We start from the raw sequence: 20,009 nt of genomic DNA, 5'->3' as shown, positions 1-20,009 counted from the left end.
TGTAGTAAAACAAAGATAAAGTAAACTTAAATAGTAGTAAGTAGTAGGGTTTGTTAGCGTCAGCATAACCCACGGACATATAAGGTGCGTTACGGCTAATCATTAATCTTTAAAGGTAACAAATATTCTCAAGCCGTAACACACCCTACTTAATATTTACTACTTAATATTTACTAATACTCTAGTTAATTTCCCATTTAGTAAGGTAAGAACATGACTAAAAATGACAAAATCAACTTTTCTACTCCCAGTGGTTTTCCTGAATTTCTACCCAGCGAAAAGCGACTAGAAGTACATTTACTAGATATTATTCGCAAGGTTTTTGAAAGTTATGGTTTTACACCCATTGAAACCCCAGCAGTGGAACGGTTAGAAGTGTTGCAAGCTAAAGGTAATCAAGGTGATAATATTATTTATGGTATCGAACCAATTTTACCACCAAATCGTCAAGCAGAAAAGGATAAATCGGGAGAAACTGGTTCAGAAGCTAGAGCTTTAAAATTTGATCAAACTGTTCCTTTTGCTGCTTATATTGCACGTCATTTGAATGAATTGACTTTTCCCTTTGCTCGTTATCAAATGGATATGGTATTCCGGGGAGAACGGGCAAAAGATGGACGTTTTCGGCAGTTTCGACAATGTGATATTGATGTGGTTGCTCGTGGTCAACTCAGTTTACTTTATGATGCCCAAATGCCGGCAATTATTACGGAAATCTTTGAAAAAATTAATATTGGTGATTTTGTTATTCGCATGAATAACCGCAAAATCCTCACAGGTTTTTTTCAGTCTGTAGGAATTGCAGAACAGCAAATTAAAACCTGTATTAGTATTATTGATAATTTGGAAAAAATTGGCGAGGTTAAGGTTAAACAAGAGTTAGAAAAAGAAGGTATTTCTTGCGAACAAACGGAGAAAATTATTGAGTTTATTAAAATTGATGGTAGTGTTGATGATATTTTAGATAAACTCAAACATTTAGCCGAAAATATTCCCGAAGCAGCAGAATTTAATTTAGGGGTAACGGAATTAGCAACTGTGGTTAATGGGGTGAGAAATTTAGGAGTTGCTGATAAACGTTTTTGTATTGATTTATCTATTGCTCGTGGTTTAAATTACTATACTGGCACGGTTTATGAAACTACTCTATTAGGCCATGAGGCTTTGGGGAGTATTTGTTCTGGTGGGAGATATGAAGAATTAGTAGGAATTTTTATCGGTGAAAAAATGCCTGGTGTGGGTATTTCTATCGGTTTAACTCGGTTAATTAGTCGCTTGTTAAAAGCGGGTATTCTTAATACTTTATCTGCGACACCAACTCAGGTAGTGGTAGTGAATATGCAAGAGGATTTAATGCCTATGTATTTACAAATATCACAACAATTACGTCAAGGGGGGATTAATGTTGTAACTAACTTTGAAAAACGCCCTTTAGGTAAACAATTTCAAGCCGCAGATAAACAAGGAATTAGGTTTTGTGTAATTATTGGTGGGGAGGAAGCAGCCGCGCAAAAATCGTCGTTAAAAGATCTACAAAGTGGTGAACAAATAGAAGTAAATTTGGCAGATTTGGTAGAGGAAATTAAACGGAGAATTACTAATCATTAAACATACAGCAAGTAGCTTTGAGTGAGGTACACTTTGTGCAGGCAAGACTTGTACTGAGATTGGTCGTTCGCGTAGCGTGGCGTTAGCCATAGTATGCCCGCACCACAAGAGTTTTATTATTAATATCTGTACTTCATAATATCGGGAACTGCTGTAATTAAAGATTAGACCTCGACCAAATTTAACTATACTTTATGCACAAACCTTGTAGAGATGTTATAGAAAACGTCTCTACATTCTCTAAATTGTAGAGAGAAAAAGGCAATATAGCAGCTTTTAATCTAACTCTCTCCGTCCTTCTAATGCTCTGGCCAGGGTTAATTCATCAGCGTATTCTAAATCACCACCTACGGGTAAACCAAAGGCAATACGAGTTACTTTAGTAAAGGGTTTGAGTAGTTGAGCTATGTATAATGTTGTCGTTTCCCCTTCGATACTGGGACTAATGGCTAAAATCACCTCTTGGGGTTTTTGTCCGCTTACCCGTCTCACTAAAGCTTGAATAGTTAACTGTTCGGGACCAATACCGTCCATGGGGGAAATTACGCCACCTAAAACATGATATTTACCTTTATATTCGCGGGTTTTTTCTAAGGCAATCAGATCACGAGAATCTGCAACTACACAAATAGTGCTATTATCTCGCTGAGGATGACGACAAATTTCACATACTGGGTCCGCGGACAGGTGAAAACAAACTTGACACAAACCCACTTGTTTTTTTGCGTCAATAAGTGCTTGAGCTAAAGCTTCTACTTCTGCTTCTGGTCTTTTTAAGATGTGCAAGGCTAATCGTTGGGCGCTTTTGGGACCAACTCCGGGTAGCCGTTGCAGTTGTTCAATTAATCGAGCTAAGGGACGTGCGTAAACCGTAATTTTACCTCCGGGCTTTTTCTCTATTTTACAATAAATATGTTTTGCACCAAGGCACAAAGGAGCAAAGATGCAATGTTAGATATTACGCTCAAAGAAACTAGAGTTTATCGAGAAATTAAAGAGGAAGGAAGGGAAGAGGGAAGAGAAGAAGGACTGGAGGAAGGACTAGAACAAGGTCTGGAACAAGGAATAGAACAAGGCATACAACAAGCGACAATTGGTTTGGTGATTCGACTATTAACAAAGCGGTTTGGTAAAATATCTCAAAGAAAGATAAAATCTATTTCTGGTTTACCATTATCTGTTTTGGAAGAATTGAGCGAAGCACTTTTAGATTTTAATAGTTTAGCTGATTTACAATCTTGGTTATTAATACATACTCCGGGAAAAATTGACTAACTATGTATTCTCGGTTCTGGGTGTAAAGTTGATAATAATTGACTTTCCACCTCTGCTAATTCATCTAATCTGTCCATGACAATTTTTCGCTCAAAATAGGTATCCGCTAAAACCCAATATGTGCCAAAATGTCGGGCTTCTGAGGCCATTAAACTGCGGTAAAATTGAGCTAATTCGGGTTCTGGACAATTAGCAGCTAGAAGTCCTAAACGTTCATGGCTGCGGGCTTCTATTAAACCGGTAACGAGTAAAGAATCTAAAAATCTATGGGGTTCTTGGCCGCGAACTTGGGATTTTAAGCCGGCACCGTAGGGGGGTGCGGATAGGGCTGTAAGTTTGATCTGACGGCGTTCTAGCCATTGGTTGACTAGTTCAAAGTGTTCTAATTCTTCACAAGCGATCGCTGTTAATTCCCTAACCATTTTATGATGAGAAGGATAACGAAACATCATATTTAATGCTACTCCGGCGGCTTTGCGTTCACAGTGGGAGTGATCTAATAAAATAATATCAAGATTAGCGATCGCTTGCTCTACCCAAGCATCATTAGTAGGTTGTTTGAGAGCATTAATAGTGGGTAAAGGTGAACTCAGCACAGCAAAAATAACTCCGAGTTGAACAATTTAGCTAATTAATTTTACAGTGATTTTCTGTAATTGCTGATTTTTTTGATAATTAAGAAAACTTTGTTAAGAATCTCAATAACTGCTTGGTTTTTGGTGTTAGTAAGCTGCGACGATAAGCGTCTGCGGCTTTTTTAATTGCTTCTGCTTGGGTTGGGTAAGGATGAATTACACTACTAAGTTTACTTAAACCAATTTTATTGACAATAGCTGTGGTAATTTCCGAAATCATCTCCCCAGCATGATTAGCAACAATGGTTGCACCGAGAATTTGATCTGATCCTTTCTGGTGATGAATCTTTAAAAAACCAGATTCTTCCTGATCTGCGATCGCTCGATCTATACTTCTAAAGGGAATCTTGATAGTTTCTATTTCTATCCCCAATTTTTGAGCGTCATTTTCATACATTCCCACATGAGCAATTTCCGGGCTAGTATATGTCACCCAGGGCATGATTAAACTACTGAGTTTAGATCGTCCCCAACCAAAGGGGGAAAATAGAGTATTTTTAATCACAATTCGCGCCGCCGCATCAGCTGCGTGAGTAAATTTCCAATTCATGCAGACATCACCAGCGGCGTAAATTTTGGGATTTGTAGTTTGCAAATAATCATTCACTTTGACACCCAAATTCTGATCATATTCTACACCTACTGCTGCCAAATTCAAATTCTCTACATTGGGACACCGTCCCGCACCAACTAATATTTCATCAACTGTCACCGAGTCTCGTTCACTATTCACAGAAAAATAGAGTCGTTTTCCCTCGGTTACTGTCACCACTTCTTCTAATTGACAATTTAATACTAAACGAATACCTTCATCAATTAAAACTTTTTGTAAAATTTCTGCTGCTTCCCTATCTTCCTTGTTTAAAATCTGTGAACCACGATCAAATAATATTACCTCACAACCCAACCTGCGAAATGTTTGGGCTAATTCACAACCAATAGGACCACCACCAATGATTGCTAATTTTTCTGGTTTTTGAGTTAGAGAAAAAACAGTTTCATTAGTTAAATAACCCGCTGCTTCAATTCCGCGAATTTTCGGTTTAATAGCCCTAGCACCCGTAGCAATTACAGCTTTTTTAAATTTTAATGTTTTCTGGGCAACTTCTATAGTATTATTATTTGTAAATTTACCATCACCTAAAAAAACATCAATTCCTAAACCTTTAAATCTTTCCACGGAATCATGATGACTAATACTAGCCCGAATCCGTCGCATTCTTTCCATAACTGTGGAAAAATCAATATCAAATTGTTGGGAAATATTAACACCTAAATCCTTAGCTTTCTGCATTTCTCCAACTACACGGGAAGAACGAATTAAACATTTAGAAGGTATACAACCAAAATTTAAACAATCTCCTCCCATAAGATTTTTTTCAATTAATGCGACTTTTAGACCTATATCTAAACCCGCAGCACCCGCAGCCACAACTAAACCCGCAGTTCCCCCACCAATTACTACCAAATCATACAAATCAGCCCCTTGGGGATTAACCCAATTATCGGGGTGAACATTTTTGAGTAGTTTTTGATTATACTCATCCATGGGACGAATTGTTACTCTTGGAGATTCGGGAATTGACATTTATTTTACCTCTAAATTATCAAGGATAAAGGATAAAGTATTTTTTGATTATCTAATCTTTATTTAATAAATAGATCATCATCAAAAATTTGTCAGTTTTATATTTAACAAATCTAGAATATTTCAGAGTTGGGGAGATTAATCATTAGCAGTGAAGCACTGATATATAATCATACTTTCCTAGTAATAACACTAATATTTAAGTTTACTAAATGCTTAGGAAAATCATTCTAATATTTCCTCTTTTAAAGCCTTTTTAGCTATCTTAGTGACATAAACCGTAACCGCAATTGTGGCTATTAAACCAATAATTTGAATTACCCAATGGAGAATCATATTATCAGGTTGGCTCTTATTACCAATTAACGCTAAATCTCCTGCTAAATGTCCCAGATAAACATACATAATTGTCCCCGGAATCATCCCGAATGAAGCCAAAAAATAGTCTTTTAAAGAAACACTAGTAACTCCCAAAGCGTAGTTTAATAAATTGAAAGGAAATAAAGGAGAGAGTCGAATTAAAAAGACAATTTTTAATCCTTCTTTGCTAACTGCTTGATCAATATTGGCAAATTTTTTATAACTAGAGATTTTTTCTTTTACCCAACCTCTAGCTACATAACGTCCTACCAAAAATGCAGCTACAGCACCCAAGGTAGCACCGATAAACACATATAAAGAACCCCAAATTACACCAAAAATTACTCCAGCACCTAAAGTGAGAATTGCGGCTGGTAAAAAAGCCAAAGTAGCAAGAATGTAGATAGCAATAAATACTATTCCTCCCAAAGCACCAAGGCCATTAATCCATTGTAAAGTATTTTGTAAAAATGAGAGAAAACTGGGAGAAGATGCTTTAATAGATTCCTGTGCTAAAGCCAAATCTATTTCTGATAAAAATGTCATAACCATGAAAATTTTTTACAATTTTTACAATTCTTACAATTTTGAAGAAGAGTACCAATTACGAATTTGATTGGGGGAAATACCCAATAAATAAGCAATGATAATAATTTGATTCAGAAGAGTAGTTGGCAAAATTCCTTTTTTTAACCACCGACGCGGTGAAGTAATTACAGGTGTGGATAATAGATAAATTTTGCCGATATGTTTTAATTTCCTGACCATTTCAAAATCTTCCATAATCGGTATTTGGGGGAAATTACCAACTTTTTGAAATACATCCTTAGTCAAAAAAATAGCCTGATCACCATAGGGCATTTGTAAAAGATTGCATCTCCATTTTACCCCAAATTCGACAAAACGCAACCCCCAATGAGGTGAATTTATTTGTAAAGCAAATGCACCAGCCACAATTCCTGGTTTTGCTAATGTTTTCCGAATCATTTGCTCAAAATTAGTTGGTAAACGGGTATCAGCATGGAGAAACAGGAGAATTTCCCCACTAGCAGCCATAGCACCCACATTCATTTGATTAGCGCGTCCGGGGGGAGAGACAATTATCTTAGCACCCAAGGATTTAGCTATCAATAATGTTTCATCTTTTGAACCACCGTCAACAACTATTATTTCTATATTTGTGCTGGATTTTGTGCTATTAATTGCAGATTGAATATTATCCGCTTCATTGAGAGTGGGAATAATAATAGAAATTTGCTTTTGGTGAGTATTTTGACTAATCATTTCTTTCATGATGATCATTGTTATCTATATTATTCAAAAGCCCACTTTCAACCATCATCTGCGGCCAAATTAATAGAAAAAATCCCATCCAAATTAATAGTGGAATAGCCACTAAAATTGTTAACCACATAATTTTAAATACTAACCAACTACCACTAATTAATGTGATAGCAGTCAGGACAATTGACCAAGGTTGACACCACCAAGGTTTATATTTCCAGGGGTTAATTGTTTGTTGTTGAGACATTTTTCTATGAAGAAATTTATGGATTTGTTTTTTAGTTTAGCAGGAAATGTCTATTTTAGGCTAGGAGGTTGTTGGTCAAGTCAATTAAGCACTCATTCATTACAGGGAAAATTATGAGGATTAAAAGCTTGTTCTTGTGGTTACGACTGTCGAATTTTGTTTACTTTAGAAATTGATGAAAATAATACAGAAGAAGTGATTCTTTTACTTGATATTGGTAATCATGATGAAGTTTATTAGTCTGATAGTTTGTTTGGTGGTGAAAAGGTTATTGATCATCTGTCTCTACTCCCGTTAAATCCAAAATCGTCACCATTACATTTACAGCGATTTCCAATCATATAAAGTACATCTTAGCCTTCTGATCCCTTGCGGGGAGGGGTTTGGGGGTGGGGTTCTTGTTCCGGGTTTGATGACAATTTGCTGTAATTTAATATTACGCTTCCGGTTCAATTCCCAAAGCCCGTAATTGTGCAGCCAAGCGATTTGCTCTTTGTGTTTCCTGTTCGGCTCTTTCTTCACCAGTTAATAATAAATTACCTTGCAAATCCCACCACCGCAACCAGGGTAACTCCATATTTTGATATTCACCCGTCCATAAACCTAACTCCACACCTGTATGTGTAATTGGATAATGTCCTCGTTCATTTGCTGGTAATAACTGATATTGTCCACCAATTAATTCATAAACTTCTATACTGGCTTTATTCACTTCATAAATGCCATAAAAGGCGGGTTTAATCACCTGTTCATAAATCCAGAATTTACCTTTCCAAGGCGTTTTATCTCGCTCTTCTGCACCATTCCCAGAAACAAATTCTAACACAATTAATGGTGAAATATATTCTTGCCAAAGAACATAGGAACGTCGGCTTTTACCATCTAAAGAAGGTGGGACATTGGGAACATAAAACCAGTCTGGCGCTGCTGCACCAATTTCTGGTGGTTCAGTAATACGCCAATAAATACCTAAATCCTGACCAATAAAATATTGACCATCAGAATAAAGTTTTTGTAATACTGGTTTGATAGAATCAGTTAGTAGAATACTTTGGGGATGTTCTTGCCAATTTTTCACGAATGTACCGTTAGAGTCTGGTAATTGGGTATGATCTGGAAGCGAGGTTTCTGGATAAGGGCGTAAGTCTGGATCTTCCTGAACATCAGTTGTAAAAGTCATATATCCTCCTAATAGTGTGAGGTTTATTCTAGTTTAGCAAAATTGGGGGGGAAAGCGATCGCACCTAACTAAATACGATCGCTTTTTCCTCCTAACTAACCTTCTCTACCCCCGCTAAATCCAAAATTGGCGCGATCAAATCTTCCCGCTTGACCGCCATAATATGCACTCCTTGACACAATTCTCTAGCAATTTGTACCTGTTCTGCGGCAATTTTCATTCCTGCTTCCAGGGGATGTTTTGCTTTAGCTAATCTCTCAATAATGTGTTCAGGAATATTCACACCGGGAACAGATTTGTTAATAAATTGGGCATTTTTGGCCGATTTCAAGAGAAAAATTCCTGCTAAAATTGGTTTATTATAACCACAGGCAATTTTATCCATGAACTTCTCTAATATTTCAAAATCAGTAATTAATTGACTTTGAAAAAATTGCGCTCCGGCTGCTATTTTCTTTTCAAACCGACTTTGTAAACCAGACCAACTGGGAGATTGAGGATCTACCGCCGCCCCTGCAAATAAGTCTAATTTACCATCAGTTAAAGGTTTTTCATTAAAATCAACTCCTTGATTCATGTTTTTAATTAACTGCAATAATCGCACAGCTTCTAAATCAAAAACAGCTTTGGCTTGAGGATGATCACCTGCTTTTACCGGGTCGCCAGTTAAAGCTAAAATGTTGTGGATACCCAAAGCATGAGCGCCCATTAAATCAGCTTGTAATCCAATTCTATTGCGATCGCGGCAAGCAAATTGACAAATCGGCTCAATCCCATTTTGCAGTAAAATTGCCGAAGCTACCAAGGAAGACATCCGCATCACAGCGCGGCTACCGTCAGTAATATTGACAGCATGAACTCTCCCCTTAAGAGTCGCCGCCATTTCTATGGTATGGGTGATATCTCCCCCTTTCGGAGGTGCAACTTCAGCGGTAATGAGAAAATCTCCTGCTGCTACGGCGGTGCGGAAGTTGTTTAATGTACTGGTGCTATAGCTATTCTGCATGATGCAAATTTAATTTTAAGGTTTTCTTAAAGGTAAACTGAATTACACTTTCTAGTTTAAACCTTAGTATGAGTCAGATCCCTGACTGGTCAAAGAGGTAGGGAATCTAACATCTATACAATTCTACTTATAATGGCACTGTATAACCTAGTGCTGCTTTTACATCTGCTAAGGTTTGATTAGCTATAGCCTCGGCTTTTTCTTTACCATCTTTTAAAACTGACTCTAAATAGCCTTTATCTGCCATTACCTCCTTATATTTATCCTGAATTGGTTTTAAAGCATTAATCGCTGTTTCTGTTAACAAAGGTTTGAATTGTCCCCAACCCATATCTGCACATTCGGCCGCTACGGTTTCCTTCGTTTTTCCCGCTAATAGGGTATACAGGGTTAATAAATTATGACATTCGGGACGTTCTACATCATCAAAGGTTAAACCGCGAACTGGATCGGTTTTACAGCGTTTAATTTTATTGACAATTTGCTCAGGTGAATCTAAAACATTAATCCGGCTTAATTCCGAGGGATCTGATTTTGACATTTTCCGTGTTCCATCTGTCAAACTCATTACCCTTGCACCTTCCTTTCTAATCAAAGGATCTGGTAACTTGAATACAGGTTTATTTTTAGCAAATTGATGATTAAACCTGTTAACAATATCCCGCGCTAGTTCTAAATGTTGCTTTTGATCTTCACCGACAGGAACTTTATCCGCTTGATAAAGCAAAATATCCGCAGCCATTAATACTGGATATGTCAATAAACCAGCACTGACATTTTCACCTTGTTTAAGTGCCTTTTCCTTAAATTGAATCATGTCCTGTAGCCAATTTAAGGGAGTAATGCAGTTGAGTAACCAACAAAGTTCACTGTGTGCGGAAACGTGGGACTGAACAAAGATATGAGAATATTGTAAATCAATACCACAGGCTAGATATAAAGCCGCAATGGTGTAGGTATCAGCCGCTAAAGTGGCGGGATTATGTGGTACAGTGATGGCGTGTAAATCTACCACACAAAAGAAATTTTCATACTGGTCTTGAATTTCTACCCAGTTACGAATCGCACCTAAATAGTTACCTAAGTGTAAATTACCAGTTGGTTGAACTCCCGACAGAACGCGCTGCTTACCCATAATTATCCGTTATTTATCTCCTCTTCCCCGCTTTGTCAATGGGGCGGTTACAAGACTCATTTTAGCCGTCATTGGGGATTAGTTATTGGTGTTTGGCAAAATTTCCCAGTCTGCTGAGGGAAAAATTTTTCTAACATCATTATCTTATGGAATTATTTTCTAGATATAAAAATAAAAAATCTGTACCTCCAGAGAGATAAAAAGTAAGTAACCCAGCTTTTATAGTTCAGACTAAATGGGCTTGAATAGGAAAATAAATCAGGGGGATATGCTTGATGAAAGCGTTATTAATCTGGCCGATAATGCCTAATTCTTTTTGGTCTTATCAGGAAACTCTTGATTTAGCAAATCTGCGGGCTACTAATCCCCCATTGGGTTTAATTACGGTAGCGGCAATGTTACCAAGTGATTGGGAATTGCGATTGAGCGATCGCAATGTTCGTCTAGAAAATGATGTAGATTGGCAATGGTGTGATCTTGTCATTATCTCGGCCATGATTATTCAAAAACAGGATTTTAGTGAATTAATTAAAAAAGGTAAAAGATTAGGTAAAAAAGTGGCAGTCGGCGGACCATTTGCCACATCTGTTCCAGAATTTGCTTTAGAAGCGGGGGCAGATTATTTAATCTTAGATGAAGGAGAAATCACTATTCCCATGTTTTTAGAAGCTTTAGAAAAGGGAGAAGAAAAAGGAATTTTCCGGGCTACAGAAAAACCAGATGTCACTACAACTCCTTTACCTCGATTTGATTTATTAGATTTGAATGCTTATATAGCAATGACTGTGCAATTTTCCCGTGGTTGTCCATTCCAATGTGAATTTTGCGATATTATTACTCTTTTTGGCCGTAAACCCCGCACCAAAACACCTGAACAAATTCTAGCAGAATTGGATGTTTTATATAATATGGGTTGGTGGCGTTATGTGTTTATAGTTGATGATAATTTTATTGGCAATAAACGTAATGCTAAGGTCTTTTTAAAAGAGTTAATTCCTTGGATGGAAAAACGCAATTATCCTTTTGCTTTATTGACGGAAGCTTCTTTAAATTTAGCAGAGGATGATGAATTACTAGAATTAATGGTAAAGGCTGGTTTTGTGCAAGTTTTTATGGGCATTGAAACCCCTGATATAGACAGTCTGGTAGGAATTAATAAACCACAAAATACTCGCAGTTCTCTAGTGGAATCCTGCCATAAAATTACTAAAGCGGGATTACAAATTATGTCTGGTTTTATCTTAGGATTTGATCATGAAAAACCAGGTGCAGGTAAACGGATTCAAGAATTTGTAGAAGAAACTTGTATTCCCCAAGCGCATTTAAATTTGCTGCAAGCTTTACCCAATACAGCTATGTGGAATCGCTTGCAAACAGAGGGAAGATTAAGAGATGGTTTGGGTGAATTTGTTGGTTCTCAAAAAGCTTTAATGAATTTTGTTCCGACTCGGCCAATGTCGGAAATTGCTCAGGAATTTATTGATACTTTTTGGAATTTATATGAACCTATGCCATACCTGAAACGGACTTTTAAACATTTTATGATGATAGAAGGTTGGCGGGCTAAATATCAACGAATTTTAACTAAATCAGAGTTAAAATTTTTAATATCTATTTGTTGGCGACAAGGTGTATTACGTTCTACTCGTTTTGTTTTTTGGCAGCAATTAATTACAATGATACGCCGTAAACCTCATCTATTATATGATTATTTAATTGCTTTAGGTGTGGGTGAACATTTTTTTAAGTTCCGTCATGAGGTCAAAGCTGAAATAGAATCAGAATTAGCAGAATTTCAGCAGCATGAAGAGGATAAAAAAGCAATAAGTTTACAGTTAGAAACTGTGAGTTAAGTTGATTAATTTAAAATACTGAATACCCATGTCCCCGACTTTCTAGAGAAATCGGGGATCTATTTCTATTTCTCATAATAAAATGTACATAAAACCTATTCTTCTAACCAATTCTCTAAAGTTAATTCCTCAACTCTCAATAAATCACTATCATGAGAAACTAGAATAAACCCTTTAACGATAGCAGTTGCAGCAATTAAAATATCTTCTGTTTGGATTGGTAATCCTCTTAATCTGAGATTTGCATGAATTTCTGCGGCTTTTTCCACAATTGCTAAATCATCTAGAAAAATGATTTGAAAATCCTTACAGAAATTATCAAATCTTTCTAATTGTTTAATTGCGTTGACTGCAAATAAACCTCTTTTAACCTCAAAATAAGTAATACAACTAAGGGATATTAATTCTTATTGTGAACGTAATTCTTCTAATCTTTCCTTAATTACGAGATTGTTTTTGATAGCAAAAGAAACAATGTTGGTATCTAATAAATAAGTCATTTTTTATTTCCTTTTAACTGCTTCGTCAAAAATAGCTATTTGTTCAGGAGTTAAATCATCTAACAATCCTGCCAGTATTTCTACAGATAAAATACCGCTACAACGTTTTTTTAAGTCTTGATCTTCCATAAGATTAAACTCCTCAACAGATAAATTTTTCTGAAATATGTTACATAAATGCTGAATCATTTCCTCTGCATTTAGTTCTTCCTTAAATAAAGGACGTTCTTCCATTAAAATAGCCACAATTTTCTCAATTCTTGTTTTCATTGATTCTTGTTGAAGTTCTGTTGATAACATAATATTTCCTCCAGAGAAATGTAAATGATATTCATGAATGTTATATATTTTAGCATTTTTTAGTTATCTGATGCCTGTTCATTACTCCAGTGTTAATTTTTGAGTAATAGATTGTGTCAGATAACGAGATAAATTTTCTCGTTTCTCGTTTTTAGAATTATGTTGCCAATTTTGCTATGCTTGATGTATTGTAGACTATATGTCACAGCAAAGCAAACGTTCATATCAATTATCGAATGCAAGGAACACAAATCTCTTTTTTACCTAACGAGGATGAGCATAATCCTAGCCAAAAGCAAAAAAAGCCAAAGTTAGGGCGCTATGAGCGTATTCAGCGCGAACTAGATCAAGAAAATTCTGATCCATATAAGATATTTACTGATGTTAGTTCCCCAGCAAGTCCATTATCTCAATATACTTTTGTGGATCTGTTTTGTGGTGCTGGAGGGATCACACAAGGATTATTCCAAGCTGGATTTACACCATTAGCTAGTGTAGAAATTAGTCCAATCGCTTCTGCTACGCACAAAAAAAATTTCCCACAATGTCATAACTTCTGTGGAGATATTGAACAATTTTCCCCCGAAAATTGGCTGCAAAAAATCGGATCACCTCAAGTTAATATTGTTGTTGGTGGTCCACCATGTCAAGGATTTTCAGTAGCAGGAAAACGTGATCCAAAAGATCCTCGAAATAGATTATTTTATGAATTCGTGCGTGTTGTTTCCGAAATACGCCCTTGGTATGTAGTGATGGAAAATGTACCAGGTATTTTGACAATACAAAAAGGGGATGTAAAGACAGCAATTATTGAAGCTTTTGAATCTATTGGTTATCCTCATATTTCTGTGGCAATTTTAGAATCTGCTGCTTATGGAGTCCCACAAATTCGACCAAGAGCTATTTTTATCGCTAATAGATTTGGGATGCCTAACCCTTATCCTAAATCTCAATTAAACCGAGAAGAATACAAAGCTATTGAATCAGCAATTTCTGATTTACCAGAATACACACCCATCCCTGAAATTAATCACGAGTGGACTAAACATTCACGGGAGTATATGGAACGTCTTGCTCAAGTTCCTCCTGGCGGTTCTTTATATACAAAATATGTTGATGCTTTCAAAAGACAATATCCTGGTAAACCGAGTATGACAGTAAAAGAAAATCATGGTGGTACACATATTCACCCTTATTTAAATCGTGTGATTTCTGCTAGGGAAATGGCAAGATTACAAACATTTCCCGATTCATTTATTTTTGAAGGTAGTATGAAAAAAGCCATGTGGCAAATAGGTAATGCTGTTCCACCACGTTTAGCAGAGTGTATTGGTTATGCACTGATTCCTTACTTAAATGATATTGCAATTAACAGAAAACAATTTGCTAATTTACCTCATTTTCATCAACCTGAGATAGTTTTTGGTTAAGTGCATTACGCCAAGTTTCAAAATCATACCAACCACAGCCAATACAACCTTCCTCAGCTTCATCACCTCGCTGATGTTGGGAAGGCCAATCTTCACCTGATTGATACCAGAATTTAATGCCAAAAGGTGTACCGCGTTTACCAGTTTTAATACAACGTTCACAACTTCTCGATTTTAAAAGATTATGATTTCCAGAAGCATCTTTCTTGAGTAATTGAAATTTTTTCCTGATTTCGGTTTCACTCATAGAGGTTAAATGTGGAGCTTCACTATTTTATCAGCTTCGATTTCTAAATTTGTTAAAAGAGTAGAAACACTAATACCTAAGCCATCTGCAAGACTGACAAGAGCAGTGAGGGAAGGATTTCTGACTCCACGTTCCACACCAGAAATGTATGTGCGGTCTAAGTTAGCGCGTAGTCCTAACTCCTCTTGTGAAATTCCTAACTCCGTTCTACGTTGTCTGACCAGATAACCTAAAGCATCAAGAATTTTTTGTTTTGATTCATTCATGTACTGATTATGAGTCTTTATGGACGATCAGTCTACGGACGATGTGTCACATTAGAGGATATGATCTATCAAATGAAGTACAAAATTATCTGCGTCCATCTGCGTTCGATTGTTACTGCTTGTACCCTTAGAGGAAATTACGGAAGAAGTGAAAATTGTCCGTTCTCAAATTTATGCCAGAAAACAACAAATATCTACCTATGTGTTATAATTTTTCTAGTCTGTGTTAACAGGAGGATCACAATGATCTTAGTCATTTCCGAAGATATTGTCCAAGCCAGTGGATTATCAGAAAAAGAATTAGTTTTAGAATTGATTATTTTATTCTTTGAAAGAAAAAAAATTAGTATCGTTAAAGCATCCCAACTGGCTAAAATGCCTTGACTGCAATTTCAGAATGAATTAGCTCTCAGAAACATTAATATTCATTATGATGAAACTGATTTAGATGTTGATTTAAAAAACTTTGCTATAATATAATAACTATATCAAATAAAAATAACTGAAATCATGAAAAAAATAGAAATTGAACTTGATCAAGAAACTTTTGAGAAAATAGAACAATTGACACAAACACATCATTGTGAAGTTGCCGACTTAATCAAAGCAATGATTGAGCAATTAACCAAACCAGAAATTATCAATAATTCATTTATTGGTGAATGGTCTAATGATGCTGAATTAGTAGATAAAATGGTTGAAGATATTTTACACCATAGAAGTTAATCAAAAATAATTGAGTTGTGAGAAAATCTTTAATTGATACAGATATTACTTCAGAAATCCGTAAAGGTAAAAATCCTAAAATAAATGCCAATGCTATTGCATATAGAGCAATATGGAAACATTATACAATTTCTGTAATTACTGTTTCCGAAATTGTTAAGGGATGGAGAAAATTAAATCGTCATGATCGCATTCAAGAATTTTTAGCAGATTTATCTCAAATCGAAATCCTACATTTAGACCAAAAAAGTGCAGAACTTTCAGGATTGATTCATGCTGATTTAGAAAGCACTGGACAACCAATAGGATTAGCAGATGTATTAATAGCTTCTATTGCTATCCAAAACAATTTAATTTTAGTCACAGGTAATACTAAGCATTATCAGAAAATTCAAGCATTAGGTTATCCTTTAATCATAGATAATTGGCGAGAATGAAAATTTGTGATTGATTATTTGATAATAGGTAACAGGTAAAAACCAATTACCCATTACCAATTACCAATTACCTATTAGCCAAATATTGATACATCTCCCATCTAGCATTAACTTCTGCTTGCGCTTGTTCTAGCAACAATTTCGCCACCTCCGGTTTACTCTTCGTCAACATTTTAAAGCGGTTCTCCTGATACATGGATTTTTCTACTGACTCAGAAGGCGCTTTCATATCCAATTGTAGGGGATTTTTACCCTGGTCTTGTAATGCCGGATTATAGCGATATAATAACCATCTTCCTGAGTCTACTAAAGCCTTTTGTTGTTGTAAACCAGTGGTCATATCAATCCCGTGAGCAATACAATGACTATAGGCAATTATGATTGATGGACCATCAAAAGCTTCCGCTTCTAAAAATGCTTTGAGTGTATGTTCATCTCGCGCACCTAAAGCGACGCTGGCAACATAAACATTACCATAAGTCATGGCCATTAAACCTAAATCTTTCTTGGGTGCAGGTTTACCTCCAGTCGCATATTTAGCTACTGCGGCTTTGGGAGTAGCTTTAGAAGATTGTCCTCCGGTATTAGAATAAACTTCTGTGTCCATGACCAAAATATTCACATTGCGACCTGTGGAAATTATATGATCAATTCCTCCAAAATCTATATCATAGGCCCAACCATCACCCCCAACTATCCACACACTTTTCTTAACTAAATAATCAGCTAAGGATTGGAGATTTTGGATTTTGGATTTTAGATTGGCTTCTGTTGTGGTTTCGGAAAGTTGTGCTAATTTGTGTTTGAGGATGACAATTCTTTCCCGCTGGTCCCAAATATCAGCTTCGGTTTTTTGTTCCGTTTTAAGAATGGCATTAACTAAATTATCGCCAATTTCATTACTTAATTGTGATAATAATTCTGCTGCAAATTCTGCTTGTTTGTCTATGGATAAACGATAACCAAAACCAAATTCGGCGTTATCTTCAAATAAACTATTAGACCAAGCCGGACCTCTTCCGTCTGCGTTTTGACTCCAGGGAGTTGTGGGTAAATTTCCTCCATAAATGGAAGAACAACCGGTGGCGTTGGCAATGAGTGAGCGATCGCCAAATAATTGTGTTAATAATTTAAGGTAGGGGGTTTCTCCACAACCAGCACAAGCACCAGAAAACTCAAACAATGGTTCTTGTAATTGTTGTTGTCGAATTTGGTTTACTTTCAAAGTTTTCCGGTCAGGATTTGGTAAACTCAAAAAGAAATGCCAATTTTCTCGTTCTTGTTCCCGCAAGGGTAATTGTGGACTCATGTTAATGGCCTTGCGGGTGGGTTCGGCTTTGTTTTTGGCAGGACACACGCTAACACAAATTTCGCAGCCTGTACAGTCTTCTGGGGCTACCTGAATAGTGAATTTCTGGTTAGCAAAACTCTTATCTTTGGCGTTAGTTGATTTAAAAGTTGTCGGTGCTTTGACTAATTCACTAGCTGGATAGGCTTTAGCGCGAATAGCCGCGTGGGGACAAACCATCACACATTTACCACACTGAACGCAGACATCACTATCCCAAACTGGTATTTCTGCCGCCACGTTGCGTTTTTCCCATTTTGCAGTCCCACTGGGAAAAGTTCCGTCAGCGGGTAAAGCACTCACAGGTAAATCATCACCTTCCCAGACCATAATTTTACTGAGAACATTCTCAACAAATTTGGGTTTGGTAATTGCTAATTGGCAATTTTCTTTATTACCTATTTGTACGAGAGGAATTTCGATTTCATGGAGATTTTCTAGGGTGTTGTCTACAGCTTTTAAATTCTTCTGGACAACTTCCACACCTTTTTTGCCATAAGTTTTCTCTATGGACTGTTTGATTTTAGCAATTGCTTCTTTTTCTGGCAATACTCCCGCCAAAGCAAAGAAACAGACCTGCATAATAGTGTTAATTCTATGCCCCATACCACTATTTTTCGCCACTTGACTGGCATTAATAGTGTAAACTTTGAGATTTTTGGCGAGAATTTGCTGTTTTACTTTCAAGGGAAGATTTTCCCAAACTGTATCTACATCATAAGGACTATTTAACAATAAAATCGCCCCTGGTGCAGCAGCTTTTAAAATATCAATACTTTCCACAAATCCCCAATGGTGACAACCGATAAAATTAGCCTTGTCTATGAGGTAGGTTGAACGAATTTTTTCAGGTCCGAAACGCAGGTGAGAAACTGTCATTGAACCGGATTTTTTAGAATCATAAACAAAGTAACCTTGGGCGTTATTTTCTGTGCCTTCACCGATGATTTTGATGGAGTTCTTATTTGCACCCACTGTACCATCTGAACCCAGACCATAGAACATTGCCCGAACTACATGATCCGGTTCTGTAGAGAAATTAAAGTCAAAATTTAAAGAGGTGAAACTAACATCATCATTAATCCCAATTGTAAAATGATTCTTGGGTTTAATTTGGCTAAGATTATCAAAAACACTCTTAACCATTGCGGGAGTAAATTCTTTAGAAGAAAGTCCATATCTCCCCCCAACAATTTTTGGAAATGTAGTTTTTTTCCAGCCTTCATAAATAGCTGTCACCACATCTAAATATAATGGTTCTCCTGCACTGCCGGCTTCTTTAGTTCTATCCAAAACTGCAATGGATTTGACACTATTGGGTAATGCTTCTATAAATCTAGCAATATCAAAAGGGCGAAAAAGTCGCACTTTAATAACTCCAACTTTTTCCCCTGCGTTGTTGAGATAATCTACAGTTTCATGGACAGTTTCACAACCAGAACCCATGATCACAATTACTCTTTCTGCGTCTGCTACACCATGATATTCATAGAGTTTGTAATATCTACCTGTGCGTTTGCCAAATTTATCCATGATCTTTTCAACAATATCGGCACAAACATGATAATAAGGGTTTGCACCTTCACGAGATTGAAAGTAAACATCGGGATTTTGGGCTGTTCCTCGTAATACTGGTTTATCTGGAGTTAAGCAGCGTTGACGATGGTTAGATATTAATTCTATAGGTATAAATTCCCGGAGATCTTCATCTGATAATAACTCAACTTTCTGCACTTCATGGGAAGTTCTAAACCCATCAAAAAAGTGCAAAAATGGCACTCTTGTTTCTAAAGTCGCAGCATGAGAAATTAAGGCAAAATCATGACTTTCCTGGACAGAAGCCGAACACAAAAAAGCGAAACCAGTCGCCCTAGCAGCCATAACATCACTATGATCACCGAAAATAGATAACGCATGGGTAGCTAAGGAACGGGCAGAAACATGAAGGACAAAACTAGTTAATTCTCCGGCAATTTTGTACAAGTTAGGAATCATTAATAATAATCCCTGGGAAGCGGTGAAGGTTGTACTTAATGCCCCTGTTTGTAATGCCCCATGGACAGCAGCAGCAGCCCCTCCTTCGCTTTGCATTTGGGTGACGCTGGGAACTGTACCCCAAAGATTTGGTTTATTTTCCGACATCCAACTATCAGCCCATTCACCCATATTTGAAGATGGGGTGATAGGATAAATAGCGATAACTTCGTTTAATTTGTAGGCTACACGGGCAACAGCTTCGTTACCATCAATTGTGGCATAAGATTTGTTCATGATTTTTCTTCCTGAGTCTTTTGTGGTTGTTTCAACTGTATGCAGAGAAACCAAAAAGATAAGCATTAGAAATAGCTAGAGTCAGGAAGTTAATTTGTCAGATATATTACATTTTTATTAATTATTAATTATTAGTTATTAGTTATTCTGACTTCTAGCCAATATTTTGATTATAGCAGATGGTAAATATACTATTACTATTAATATTAATGTTGTACTCAATATTTATCATCTTTGATTGATCAAAGTTTGATGATTTTCATGGGGTAGAGGTGCGGGAGTTTTTTTCGTTGCCATTTTATTCTAAATTGGC

General features: G+C 36.5%; 20 protein-coding genes and 1 pseudogene. 7 read left to right on the top strand and 14 right to left on the bottom strand.

The features are described from left to right. The first annotated feature begins 213 nt into the window (after positions 1-213). Positions 214-1,608: a histidine--tRNA ligase gene (gene hisS, locus H6F62_RS07435; protein WP_190371703.1), complete on the top strand. Its 1,395-nt coding sequence runs from the start codon at positions 214-216 to the stop codon at positions 1,606-1,608. Positions 1,609-1,884: 276 nt separating this feature from the next. On the opposite strand, the gene recR is transcribed toward hisS, so the two are convergent. After that, positions 1,885-2,442, bottom strand: a complete 558-nt coding sequence (gene recR / locus H6F62_RS07430; protein WP_236097053.1) for a recombination mediator RecR — start codon at positions 2,440-2,442, stop codon at positions 1,885-1,887. Positions 2,443-2,550: 108 nt separating this feature from the next. Between recR and H6F62_RS07425 the strand changes: the two are divergent. Continuing rightward, a pseudogene (locus H6F62_RS07425) lies at positions 2,551-2,883 on the top strand (DUF4351 domain-containing protein); the annotation flags it as partial. Here H6F62_RS07425 and miaE read toward each other — a convergent pair. From miaE to trpS, 8 genes are all read right to left on the bottom strand, one after another. Further along, positions 2,880-3,479 (bottom strand): tRNA isopentenyl-2-thiomethyl-A-37 hydroxylase MiaE, encoded by a 600-nt coding sequence (gene miaE, locus H6F62_RS07420; protein ID WP_137906604.1) that lies wholly within the window; start codon positions 3,477-3,479, stop codon positions 2,880-2,882. The pseudogene H6F62_RS07425 and the gene miaE overlap by 4 nt on opposite strands. Before the next feature lie 79 nt (positions 3,480-3,558). Further along, complete coding sequence (locus tag H6F62_RS07415; RefSeq protein ID WP_137906605.1) at positions 3,559-5,106, bottom strand: mercuric reductase; 1,548 nt, start codon at positions 5,104-5,106, stop codon at positions 3,559-3,561. Positions 5,107-5,331: 225 nt separating this feature from the next. Further along, entirely contained in the window at positions 5,332-6,018 is a 687-nt protein-coding gene (locus H6F62_RS07410; RefSeq protein ID WP_190371701.1) for a TVP38/TMEM64 family protein, read from the bottom strand. A 27-nt stretch (positions 6,019-6,045) separates the two neighbouring features. Further along, positions 6,046-6,759: a TIGR04283 family arsenosugar biosynthesis glycosyltransferase gene (locus H6F62_RS07405; protein WP_190371700.1), complete on the bottom strand. Its 714-nt coding sequence runs from the start codon at positions 6,757-6,759 to the stop codon at positions 6,046-6,048. Beyond that, complete coding sequence (locus H6F62_RS07400; protein ID WP_137906606.1) at positions 6,743-6,997, bottom strand: DUF6737 family protein; 255 nt, start codon at positions 6,995-6,997, stop codon at positions 6,743-6,745. The genes H6F62_RS07405 and H6F62_RS07400 overlap by 17 nt, the downstream gene beginning before the upstream one ends. A 436-nt stretch (positions 6,998-7,433) precedes the next feature. Beyond that, a complete protein-coding gene (locus tag H6F62_RS07395; RefSeq protein WP_137906607.1) occupies positions 7,434-8,177 on the bottom strand; it encodes a Uma2 family endonuclease in 744 nt (247 codons plus the stop codon). A gap of 91 nt (positions 8,178-8,268) precedes the next feature. Beyond that, entirely contained in the window at positions 8,269-9,183 is a 915-nt protein-coding gene (locus H6F62_RS07390) for a methylenetetrahydrofolate reductase (RefSeq protein WP_190371699.1), read from the bottom strand. Positions 9,184-9,310: 127 nt separating this feature from the next. Next, positions 9,311-10,318, bottom strand: a complete 1,008-nt coding sequence (gene trpS, locus H6F62_RS07385; RefSeq protein WP_190371698.1) for a tryptophan--tRNA ligase — start codon at positions 10,316-10,318, stop codon at positions 9,311-9,313. Between the two features lie 275 nt (positions 10,319-10,593). On the opposite strand from trpS, the gene H6F62_RS07380 reads away from it, so the two are divergent. After that, positions 10,594-12,171, top strand: coding sequence for a B12-binding domain-containing radical SAM protein (locus H6F62_RS07380; RefSeq protein ID WP_190371697.1), 1,578 nt, complete (start codon positions 10,594-10,596; stop codon positions 12,169-12,171). Positions 12,172-12,266: 95 nt separating this feature from the next. Here H6F62_RS07380 and H6F62_RS07375 read toward each other — a convergent pair whose 3' ends face one another. Next, positions 12,267-12,557, bottom strand: coding sequence for a PIN domain-containing protein (locus H6F62_RS07375; RefSeq protein ID WP_347238700.1), 291 nt, complete (start codon positions 12,555-12,557; stop codon positions 12,267-12,269). 117 nt (positions 12,558-12,674) lie between these two features. Then, a complete protein-coding gene (locus H6F62_RS07370) occupies positions 12,675-12,971 on the bottom strand; it encodes a hypothetical protein (RefSeq protein ID WP_190371696.1) in 297 nt (98 codons plus the stop codon). A gap of 236 nt (positions 12,972-13,207) precedes the next feature. Between H6F62_RS07370 and H6F62_RS07365 the strand changes: the two genes are divergently transcribed. Continuing rightward, entirely contained in the window at positions 13,208-14,401 is a 1,194-nt protein-coding gene (locus H6F62_RS07365; protein ID WP_137906613.1) for a DNA cytosine methyltransferase, read from the top strand. Here the strand turns inward: H6F62_RS07365 and H6F62_RS07360 are convergent. Continuing rightward, positions 14,358-14,648: a hypothetical protein gene (locus H6F62_RS07360; RefSeq protein WP_199306400.1), complete on the bottom strand. Its 291-nt coding sequence runs from the start codon at positions 14,646-14,648 to the stop codon at positions 14,358-14,360. The genes H6F62_RS07365 and H6F62_RS07360 overlap by 44 nt on opposite strands. 5 nt (positions 14,649-14,653) lie before the next feature. After that, positions 14,654-14,914 (bottom strand): helix-turn-helix transcriptional regulator, encoded by a 261-nt coding sequence (locus H6F62_RS07355; protein WP_190371695.1) that lies wholly within the window; start codon positions 14,912-14,914, stop codon positions 14,654-14,656. Positions 14,915-15,157: 243 nt separating this feature from the next. On the opposite strand from H6F62_RS07355, the gene H6F62_RS20895 reads away from it, so the two are divergent. The 3 genes from H6F62_RS20895 to H6F62_RS07340 all read left to right on the top strand — a co-directional run bounded on the left by H6F62_RS20895 (position 15,158) and on the right by H6F62_RS07340 (position 16,077). After that, positions 15,158-15,298, top strand: coding sequence for a UPF0175 family protein (locus H6F62_RS20895; protein WP_242025930.1), 141 nt, complete (start codon positions 15,158-15,160; stop codon positions 15,296-15,298). Between the two features lie 126 nt (positions 15,299-15,424). Continuing rightward, the gene (locus H6F62_RS07345; protein WP_028082405.1) at positions 15,425-15,640 is read left to right on the top strand and encodes a hypothetical protein; all 216 of its coding nucleotides are present in this window, start codon (positions 15,425-15,427) and stop codon (positions 15,638-15,640) included. A 17-nt stretch (positions 15,641-15,657) separates the two neighbouring features. Further along, a complete protein-coding gene (locus tag H6F62_RS07340) occupies positions 15,658-16,077 on the top strand; it encodes a PIN domain-containing protein (RefSeq protein ID WP_137906615.1) in 420 nt (139 codons plus the stop codon). A gap of 67 nt (positions 16,078-16,144) precedes the next feature. On the opposite strand, the gene nifJ is transcribed toward H6F62_RS07340, so the two are convergent. Then, the gene (gene nifJ, locus H6F62_RS07335) at positions 16,145-19,696 is read right to left on the bottom strand and encodes a pyruvate:ferredoxin (flavodoxin) oxidoreductase (RefSeq protein ID WP_190371694.1); all 3,552 of its coding nucleotides are present in this window, start codon (positions 19,694-19,696) and stop codon (positions 16,145-16,147) included. Between the last annotated feature and the right edge of the window lie 313 nt (positions 19,697-20,009).

Origin of the sequence: Anabaena sp. FACHB-1391 (genome assembly GCF_014696755.1) — a bacterium.
In the GTDB taxonomy this organism is placed as follows: domain Bacteria; phylum Cyanobacteriota; class Cyanobacteriia; order Cyanobacteriales; family Nostocaceae; genus Dolichospermum; species Dolichospermum planctonicum.
Note: the sequence above shows the minus strand (reverse complement) of the source record. Positions and strands in the feature narration are given on the sequence as shown.

Excerpts from the sequence above, each read along its gene's own strand:
- H6F62_RS20895 (WP_242025930.1), top strand. The coding sequence starts at position 15,158 with ATGATCTTAGTCATTTCCGAAGATATTGTCCAAGCCAGTGGATTATCA.
- H6F62_RS07405 (WP_190371700.1), bottom strand. The coding sequence starts at position 6,759 with ATGAAAGAAATGATTAGTCAAAATACTCACCAAAAGCAAATTTCTATT.
- H6F62_RS07415 (WP_137906605.1), bottom strand. The coding sequence starts at position 5,106 with ATGTCAATTCCCGAATCTCCAAGAGTAACAATTCGTCCCATGGATGAG.
- nifJ (WP_190371694.1), bottom strand. The coding sequence starts at position 19,696 with ATGAACAAATCTTATGCCACAATTGATGGTAACGAAGCTGTTGCCCGT.
- trpS (WP_190371698.1), bottom strand. The coding sequence starts at position 10,318 with ATGGGTAAGCAGCGCGTTCTGTCGGGAGTTCAACCAACTGGTAATTTA.
- H6F62_RS07410 (WP_190371701.1), bottom strand. The coding sequence starts at position 6,018 with ATGGTTATGACATTTTTATCAGAAATAGATTTGGCTTTAGCACAGGAA.
- H6F62_RS07400 (WP_137906606.1), bottom strand. The coding sequence starts at position 6,997 with ATGTCTCAACAACAAACAATTAACCCCTGGAAATATAAACCTTGGTGG.
- H6F62_RS07365 (WP_137906613.1), top strand. The coding sequence starts at position 13,208 with ATGCAAGGAACACAAATCTCTTTTTTACCTAACGAGGATGAGCATAAT.
- H6F62_RS07395 (WP_137906607.1), bottom strand. The coding sequence starts at position 8,177 with ATGACTTTTACAACTGATGTTCAGGAAGATCCAGACTTACGCCCTTAT.
- H6F62_RS07370 (WP_190371696.1), bottom strand. The coding sequence starts at position 12,971 with ATGTTATCAACAGAACTTCAACAAGAATCAATGAAAACAAGAATTGAG.
- H6F62_RS07390 (WP_190371699.1), bottom strand. The coding sequence starts at position 9,183 with ATGCAGAATAGCTATAGCACCAGTACATTAAACAACTTCCGCACCGCC.
- hisS (WP_190371703.1), top strand. The coding sequence starts at position 214 with ATGACTAAAAATGACAAAATCAACTTTTCTACTCCCAGTGGTTTTCCT.
- H6F62_RS07355 (WP_190371695.1), bottom strand. The coding sequence starts at position 14,914 with ATGAATGAATCAAAACAAAAAATTCTTGATGCTTTAGGTTATCTGGTC.
- H6F62_RS07360 (WP_199306400.1), bottom strand. The coding sequence starts at position 14,648 with ATGAGTGAAACCGAAATCAGGAAAAAATTTCAATTACTCAAGAAAGAT.
- H6F62_RS07380 (WP_190371697.1), top strand. The coding sequence starts at position 10,594 with ATGAAAGCGTTATTAATCTGGCCGATAATGCCTAATTCTTTTTGGTCT.
- H6F62_RS07345 (WP_028082405.1), top strand. The coding sequence starts at position 15,425 with ATGAAAAAAATAGAAATTGAACTTGATCAAGAAACTTTTGAGAAAATA.